General features: G+C 70.9%; 9 protein-coding genes. 2 read left to right on the top strand and 7 right to left on the bottom strand.

The features are described 5' to 3' along the window. From ACFQ36_RS19490 to ACFQ36_RS19470, 5 genes are all read right to left on the bottom strand, one after another. A partial coding sequence (locus tag ACFQ36_RS19490; protein WP_377016646.1) for an MFS transporter occupies positions 1-606 on the bottom strand: 606 nt, incomplete at its 3' end. A gap of 116 nt (positions 607-722) precedes the next feature. Beyond that, on the bottom strand, positions 723-1,100 hold the full coding sequence (gene trxA, locus ACFQ36_RS19485) for a thioredoxin (protein ID WP_377016644.1): 378 nt from the start codon (positions 1,098-1,100) through the stop codon (positions 723-725). Positions 1,101-1,135: 35 nt separating this feature from the next. After that, entirely contained in the window at positions 1,136-2,020 is an 885-nt protein-coding gene (locus ACFQ36_RS19480) for a sulfite exporter TauE/SafE family protein (RefSeq protein WP_377016642.1), read from the bottom strand. Between the two features lie 32 nt (positions 2,021-2,052). After that, the gene (locus ACFQ36_RS19475; RefSeq protein WP_377016640.1) at positions 2,053-2,349 is read right to left on the bottom strand and encodes a rhodanese-like domain-containing protein; all 297 of its coding nucleotides are present in this window, start codon (positions 2,347-2,349) and stop codon (positions 2,053-2,055) included. Positions 2,350-2,422: 73 nt separating this feature from the next. Beyond that, positions 2,423-2,956, bottom strand: a complete 534-nt coding sequence (locus tag ACFQ36_RS19470; RefSeq protein WP_377016648.1) for a rhodanese-like domain-containing protein — start codon at positions 2,954-2,956, stop codon at positions 2,423-2,425. Between the two features lie 183 nt (positions 2,957-3,139). Between ACFQ36_RS19470 and ACFQ36_RS19465 the strand changes: the two genes are divergently transcribed. Then, positions 3,140-3,397, top strand: coding sequence for a metal-sensitive transcriptional regulator (locus ACFQ36_RS19465; RefSeq protein WP_377016638.1), 258 nt, complete (start codon positions 3,140-3,142; stop codon positions 3,395-3,397). A 92-nt stretch (positions 3,398-3,489) separates the two neighbouring features. On the opposite strand, the gene ACFQ36_RS19460 is transcribed toward ACFQ36_RS19465, so the two are convergent. Further along, positions 3,490-4,524: an MFS transporter gene (locus tag ACFQ36_RS19460; RefSeq protein ID WP_377016636.1), complete on the bottom strand. Its 1,035-nt coding sequence runs from the start codon at positions 4,522-4,524 to the stop codon at positions 3,490-3,492. A gap of 81 nt (positions 4,525-4,605) precedes the next feature. Continuing rightward, the gene (locus ACFQ36_RS19455) at positions 4,606-6,015 is read right to left on the bottom strand and encodes a rhodanese-like domain-containing protein (RefSeq protein ID WP_377016634.1); all 1,410 of its coding nucleotides are present in this window, start codon (positions 6,013-6,015) and stop codon (positions 4,606-4,608) included. 171 nt (positions 6,016-6,186) lie between these two features. Here ACFQ36_RS19455 and ACFQ36_RS19450 point away from each other — a divergent pair, with 171 nt between their 5' ends. Then, positions 6,187-6,540, top strand: coding sequence for a hypothetical protein (locus ACFQ36_RS19450; RefSeq protein ID WP_377016632.1), 354 nt, complete (start codon positions 6,187-6,189; stop codon positions 6,538-6,540). The last annotated feature ends 242 nt before the right edge of the window (positions 6,541-6,782 follow it).

The raw sequence follows: 6,782 nt of genomic DNA, 5'->3' as shown, positions 1-6,782 counted from the left end.
CAGCGGATCCGGGCGCAGGAACAGCGCGACGATGGCGGCGCCGATGACCATGCCGGCCGCCGAGACCAGGAACGGCCCGGCCTGGGCCGGGATGCCCAGCCAGCCGGCCAGCACGGCACCCGGGCCGACCATGTTGGGCCCGGCCACGGCCCCGACGGTGATCGCCCACACCACCAGGGACAGGTCCCGCCCTCGGCGGGCCGGGTCGGCCAGGTCGGTGACGGCGAAGCGGGCCTGCAGATTCACTGCCGAGGCCAGGCCGACCAAAAAGGCCCCGGCCAGCAGCAGCACGAACAGTCCGGCGGCCACGGCGCCGATCATCAGGGCGGTGCCGGCGATGGCCGCAGCGAGCCCGGTGGTCAGGGCGATCCGCCGCCCGCGGGCCAGGGCCAGCTGGGACAGCGGAATCGCGGTGAGGGCCGTGCCCAGGGTCAGGGCCGTGTTCACGGACCCGGCCCAGGCCTCGGAACCGGACAGGTCCACGGCCAGGATGGACCCCAGGGCCAGGGTGGATCCGCTGCCGAGGCCGGAGAAGATCTGGCCGATCGACAGGGTGCGGACGATGCGCCGCTGCGAGGAGCTGGTGGTCTGGATGATGGTGTGCATGGTTGCGGAGGCTCCTGGAACGAGGGACGGTGATCGCCGGCGGCGGGGCGCGCCGGTCCGGCAGGGACAGCCTGGCCCGGGCTGCGGCAGGCTGCCGCCGGCGGAGCGCCCCGGGGTCAGCCGGCCCCAGGGGCCTGCTGCCGGGCAGCGATCCGGGCGTGGACTTCGGCCATGTCAAGGTTCTTCACGGCGGTGATGACGTCCTCGAGCCCTGCGGCAGGCAGCGCCCCGGGCTCGGAGAAGACCAGCACGCCCTCGCGGAAGGCCATCAGGGTGGGGATGGAGCTGATCCCCGCGGCGGCGGCCAAGGCCTGTTCGGCCTCGGTGTCGACCTTGGCGAAGACGACGTCGGCGTGTTTCCGGGATGCGGCTTCGTAGGTGGGGGCGAACATGCGGCAGGGGCCACACCAGGCGGCCCAGAAGTCGACCAGGACGATGTCGTTGTTCTGGATGGTTTGGGGGAAGTCGTGCCCGGTGATGTCGATGGTGGCCATCGGGTTCTCCTTTGCGGTGGTTGGTTTGGACGGGGTCAGCGGGTGTGGGCCGGGCCGGCGGGGGCCGGTACGAGGCGGAGGGGGCACCTGGGGGCGGCGTACCGGCAGGTTGCGCCGGCCAGGGCCAGGACTGCGGCGGCAATGCCGACCGCCAGGCCGGCGGTCCCGGGCAGTTCCTGGACAAGGACGAAGACGCCCATGGCCAGGACGAAGAGGCCGAAGCCCTTGCGGAGGGCGGCTTCGGGGATGCGGCCGGCCAGCCGGGAACCGATTACGGAGCCGAGGATCGCGGCTGCGGTGACGGCACCGACCAGGGCCCAGTCCAGGTGCACGGTGGTGAGGTAGCCGCCGAGCCCGGCGAAGGACTTCAGGGTGATGACCACCAGCGAGGTGCCCACGGCCACCGGCATGGCGAGGCCGCCGAGGAGGGCCAGGGCGGGGACGACGAGGAAGCCGCCGCCGGCGCCGACAAGCCCGGTGACGAGTCCGACGACGAGGCCTTCGAGGATGACTTTCACCACCGGCAGTTCGCCGCTGCCGGTGGCGGCGGCCGTGTTCTTGCGGCCGCGGATCATGGCCAGCGAGGTGGCGACCATCATGGCGGCGAAGGCGATCATCAGGACGGTGCCGGGGATGCGGCCGCCGAGCAGGCCGCCGGCGAAGGCTCCGGCCATGCCGGCGGCGCCGAAGACCAGGCCGGTACGCCATTTGACCCGGCCGTTGCGGGCGTGGTCAACGGCGCTGACGGCCGAGGTGGCACCGACGACGAAGAGGGAGGCGGCGATGGCTTCCTTGGGGTCGAGGCCGGCAACGTAGGTGAGGATGGGGACGGTGAGGATGGAGCCTCCGCCGCCGAGCAGGCCGAGGGAGAGTCCGATGACTACGGAGAGCAGCAGGGTGGCCGTGAGGGCGACGATCATGCGGTCTGTCCTTTCTTCTGCCGGGTGCCGGGTCAGCGGGTGGGCCGTCCGGCCTGCTGCCAGGCGGTCATGCCGCCGGCCATCGTCTCGGCGGTGAAGCCGGCCCCGTTCAGGGCGTCCGCCGCGCGGGCGCTGCGGTTGCCGCTGCGGCAGACGACGATGACCGGGCGGGTGCGGTCGAGCTCGGCCAGGCGGGCGCCGAGCTCGCCCAGGGGGATGTGGACGGCGCCGGGGATCATGCCCCCGGCGGTCTCGAAGTTCTCGCGGACGTCGAGGACCTGCGCGCTGGTACGGCGGGCCTCGGCCTGGTGGATGTCGATCCCGGGCATGGTCTCTCCTGGGGAGTTTGGGCAGCGGGGGAGGGGAGGCCGGGCCGCCCGCCGCAACGGGCGGCCCTGCAGGCTACTTGCGGGCCGGGATCTGGTCGATCGCGGTGCGGGCGGTAGGCTCGGATGCGGTCCGGTTCCAGGGCATCCTGGCCAGGGCCTTGCCCATGGCGCAGGTGTTGGTGGCCGCGGAGAAGGTCAGGCCGGCACCGATCACGCCGGCGAGCACACGCAGCCTGGGAGAGATGAACCTGCCGGCGGCAAGCCCGGTGAGCACGAGGGTGCCGGCTGCCATGCGGACCTGGCGTTCGGGGTCCCAGCGCCGGGCGCCGCGGACCACGTCGCCGCCGGCGGCGGCGAAGCCGGGGGCCCCACCGGTGAGGACCAGGGCGGTGTCGATGCCGGCTGCGGCAAGGTGCCGGCGGGCCTGTTCGGCGCGGACACCGGACTGGCAGACCAGGACCACGCGCGATCCGAGGCGTTCGGCCAGTTCGTCGGTGTGCTCGGAGAGCAGCGACAGCGGGATGTTGTAGGAGCCGCGGATGTGCAGACTCTCGAATTCGGCGGCGGAGCGGACATCGATCACGATCAGGTCCTCGTGCCTGCCCATCCACTCACGCAGGGTCTGCGGGTCGAGGGCGGTCACGGTGGAAGTCTCGGAAGTCAAAGGGGGTGTTTCCTTTCCAGGGGGTTGGACGTGCCGCCATCAGTCTGCCACATACCCCCGGGGGTATGCAATAAACCCCAGGGGGTATAGGATGGGGGGAGACCTTCATCCCAAGGAGAAGACATCATGCAGCTGGACGCCTCCGAGCTCACCCCCGTCATCAACCGGCTCAAGCGTGCCCAGGGTCAGCTTGCCGCCGTTACGCGCATGCTGGAGGAGGGCCGCGACTGCAAGGACGTGGTCACCCAGCTCGCCGCCGTGTCGAAAGCGCTGGACCGGGCAGGGTTTGCGATCATCTCCACCGGCCTGGAGCAGTGCCTGGCCAGGCAGGACAACTCCATTGACAAAAAGGACCTCGAAAAGCTCTTCCTCTCCCTGGCCTGAACGGCCGACGGGACGGACAAGGCGGCCCCGCGCCATGGACTGCGCGGGGCCCTTTGCGTGGGTCCGGTGCCCGTGGTGTCGGCACGCTCGGCCTACCCGCACCGGGGCGGGAGCGTTTCATGCATCCGTGACGCGACGGCTGCCGCGCTGATAGCGGCCGCTGACCAGACGGCGGCATGCAGGCCCGGCGAATCGGCGATCACGCCGCCGAGGACGGCGCCGGCGGCGTAGCCCAGGTCGCGCCAGACCCGGGAGATCCCGACCGCCCGTGCGCGCCAGGCCGGATGGGCGACGTCCCCGACCACCGCCAGCAGTGTCGGGTAGGCCATTGCCGTGCCCGCTCCCAGCAGTACGGTTCCGGCGGCCCAGCCGGTGAATCCGCTGGAGGCGGCCATGACGGCCAGGGCGGCGGCCTGGAGTCCCATGCCCGCCGTGATCAGCTGCCTGCGCCCGATCCGATCCGACAACGCGCCGGTGACCAGCTGGCCCGCTCCCCAGACGCCCGGGTAGAGCGCGAACAGCAGTCCGACCTGTGCCACCGGCAGGCCGGCGGTGGTGAAGAGGAGCGGGAACAGGCCCCGTGAGAGGCCGAAATTGAGGTTGTTGACAAGCCCGGCCAGGCTGGCCGAGGACAGGGCGGGTTCCCGCAGGGTGGTCTGCATCAGGATCTGCCGGTTGGGCAGGTCCTTGGGGAGGTGGTCGTGGGTCCCGTCCGTGCCCGGGGTGTGCGCCCGGGATTCCAGGCGTGCATGGCCGGCGGTTTCCCGGACGAAGGCCCCGGAGAGCAGCAGTGCCAGCACCGTGTAGAAGAGGCCCGGCAGGAACGGCGCCGGGCGCAGGCCGTACTGCCCGGCCAGGTACCCGGCCAGCAGGGAGGACACGGCGACGGCGCCGTAGCCGGCCGCCTCGTTCAGGCCCATGGCCAGCCCGCGCTGCCTCGGGCCCACCGGATCGATCTTCATCACGACGGCCGTGGACCAGGTCAGGCCCTGGCTGATGCCCAGCAGCACGTTGGCGGCAATGACCCAGTGCCAGTCCGGGGCCAGGACCAGCATCGGCGGCACCGGCACCGCGAAGAGCCATCCGCCGACCAGGACCGGCTTGCGCCCGTGCCGGTGTCTGGCCATCGGCTGCCTCCGCAGGAACGGGGTGGTCATAACGCCGGACGGGCCCGCACCTGTGTGCGGGCCCGTCCGGGTGCGTGCCGGTCAGCGGGCTTCGGCGCTCTCCCGGGCGTTCTGCCAGTTCTCCCACCCGGCGTAGCTGCCGTCGAGTTCGACGACGTCGTAACCGGCGCGGCGCAGGGTGCTGGCGGCCACGGAGTTGCGCACCCCGCTCTGGCAGAAGGTCACGATGGGCCCGTCGGCCGGCAGCCGGTCCAGGTTCCAGAGCACCCGGCCTGCGCTGAGCTGCTCAGCCCCGGGGATGGTGCCGGCGGCGTGTTCGGTCTTGTTCCGCACATCCAGCACCAGGGCCGCGTCGAAGTCCTCGAGTTCCTCGGGCCGGATCAGGGCCGGGACCACCAGGGGCAGACCCTCGAGGCCGGTGACGTAACCGGCGACGTTGTCGATCCCGACGCGCACCAGGTGGTCCCACATCTCCTGTGCCGCTTCCTGGCCGGGGGCGAACAGGACCAGGGGCCGGTTGTCGGTCTCGGGGTCGTAGGCCCAGGCACCAAAGCTGGCGGCCTTGCTGCCGGCCGGGATGTTCAGCGCGCCGGGCACGGTGCCTTCGTGGACCTGCCCATGGGGGCGGGTGTCGACGAAGGTGATTTTGTCGGCGGCCAGGTCGGCGGCGACGGCTTCGTTGTCCAGCTCCGGCAGCGGGCCGCGTTCGCCCAGGATCTCCGGGCCGAGCCGGTTCTGGCGCTTCATCCGGCCGAAGTAGGCGTGGGCGTCGGGCTGGCCGTCAAGCAGTGCGTCGATGAAGCCCTGCTCGTCGTTGGCCTCCAGGTACCTGCCCCACCAGGAGTAAAGCCGCTCGTAGCCGACCGTCGTGGAGGGGATGGCGCCCAGGGCCTTGCCGCACGCGCTGCCCGAGCCGTGCCCCGGGTAGACCTGAACGTGGTCGGGCAGGGTCAGGAACTTCCCGCGCAGGCTCTTGAACAACTGACCGGCGCCCTCGAAGCGGGTGTCAATGCCGCCGGCTGCCTCGTCCAGCAGGTCAGGCCGGCCCAGGTCGCCGGCGAAGACGAAGTCCCCGGAGAGCAGGTAGCCGGGCCGGTCGCTGAACGCCCCGTCCGTGACCAGGAAGGACAGGTGCTCGGGGGTGTGCCCCGGAGTATGCAGGGCCTGGACGGTGATGTTTCCGATGGTGACCGCGTCACCGTCGTGCAGCCGCTTGGCGTCGAACCCGTACTGCCAGTCCTCCCCGCCCTCGCCGGAGACGTACATCCGTGCGCCGGTGGCCGCGGCCAGTTCGCGGGTCCCCGAGAGGTAGTCGGCGTGGATGTGCGTCTCGGTCACGGCCGTGATTCTCATCCCGTTGGCCTTCGCCAGGTCGAGGTAAACATCGATGTCGCGGCGGGCGTCGACCACAACCGCCTCGCCCTTGCGCTGGCAGCCAATGAAGTAACCCGCCTGCGCCAGGTCCTCGTCGTAGATGCGCTCGAGCAGCATGTGCTTCTCCTTCACAGATTGTGTCTAAATACCCCTGGGGGTATTCTCTCTTATGCCATTGACTTTAATACCCCCCGGGGTATAAAAGCAAGCTGTGGTCCGGATGCCGGCTGCGGCCGGATCAGGAAGCTGTTCGGCCGCTAAACCGGAGGTGCATGTTAGGGTGACCCCATGGAGACCGCCGATTTGATCCTCCACCTCGCCGGCCCGGGGGAGCAGCCGTTTCCCGACCTCGCCGCAGGCCTGCGCATCGCGCGGAACGCCCGCGCAGAGTTGCCCGCGGCCAACCTTGAACTCGTCCTCCAGGGCCCGGTCGTCGCACAGTTGGCCGGCACCGGCCCGGCTGCCGCAGATGCTGCCGCCCTCGCAGCCGAGGACGGCATGGCCGTGACGGCCTGCCGCAACAGCCTTCTGGCGGCGGGAATCGATGAAGCCTCCCTGGCGGCGGGGATTGCCGTGGTCCCCGCAGCCGTCGCCCACCTTGCCCAACGCCAGTTCAACGGCGCCGCCTACATCCGTATCTAGGCGGGAACCACGGGGCCGGTACGCTGGACGCGTTCGCTAAGCCACCGACCGGATGCAGTTCCAGGCCCTGACCGCAAAGTCCTTCTTCCGGTCCCGCGGTCGCAGGGATGGGATTCCGCCCGGTGCCCCTGGCTTTCCGTCCCGCAGGATTTCTCAGGCCGAAGTCGCAGGGTGCCGGCTGTGCTAGGTGGGCCCGAACGCCGGGGCGACCTGGCCGAGGTAGTGGTTCTTCGGCCAGTGCC

Source organism: Arthrobacter sp. GCM10027362 (assembly GCF_042679445.1).
Taxonomy (GTDB): Bacteria; Actinomycetota; Actinomycetes; order Actinomycetales; family Micrococcaceae; genus Crystallibacter.
This window is presented reverse-complemented; position numbering and strand designations above follow the sequence as displayed.

Bases quoted from the DNA above. Each gene is read 5' to 3' on its own strand.
- trxA (WP_377016644.1), bottom strand. From the start codon at position 1,100: ATGGCCACCATCGACATCACCGGGCACGACTTCCCCCAAACCATCCAG.
- ACFQ36_RS19480 (WP_377016642.1), bottom strand. From the start codon at position 2,020: ATGATCGTCGCCCTCACGGCCACCCTGCTGCTCTCCGTAGTCATCGGA.
- ACFQ36_RS19475 (WP_377016640.1), bottom strand. From the start codon at position 2,349: ATGCCCGGGATCGACATCCACCAGGCCGAGGCCCGCCGTACCAGCGCG.
- ACFQ36_RS19470 (WP_377016648.1), bottom strand. From the start codon at position 2,956: ATGGGCAGGCACGAGGACCTGATCGTGATCGATGTCCGCTCCGCCGCC.
- ACFQ36_RS19465 (WP_377016638.1), top strand. From the start codon at position 3,140: ATGCAGCTGGACGCCTCCGAGCTCACCCCCGTCATCAACCGGCTCAAG.
- ACFQ36_RS19460 (WP_377016636.1), bottom strand. From the start codon at position 4,524: ATGGCCAGACACCGGCACGGGCGCAAGCCGGTCCTGGTCGGCGGATGG.
- ACFQ36_RS19455 (WP_377016634.1), bottom strand. From the start codon at position 6,015: ATGCTGCTCGAGCGCATCTACGACGAGGACCTGGCGCAGGCGGGTTAC.
- ACFQ36_RS19450 (WP_377016632.1), top strand. From the start codon at position 6,187: ATGGAGACCGCCGATTTGATCCTCCACCTCGCCGGCCCGGGGGAGCAG.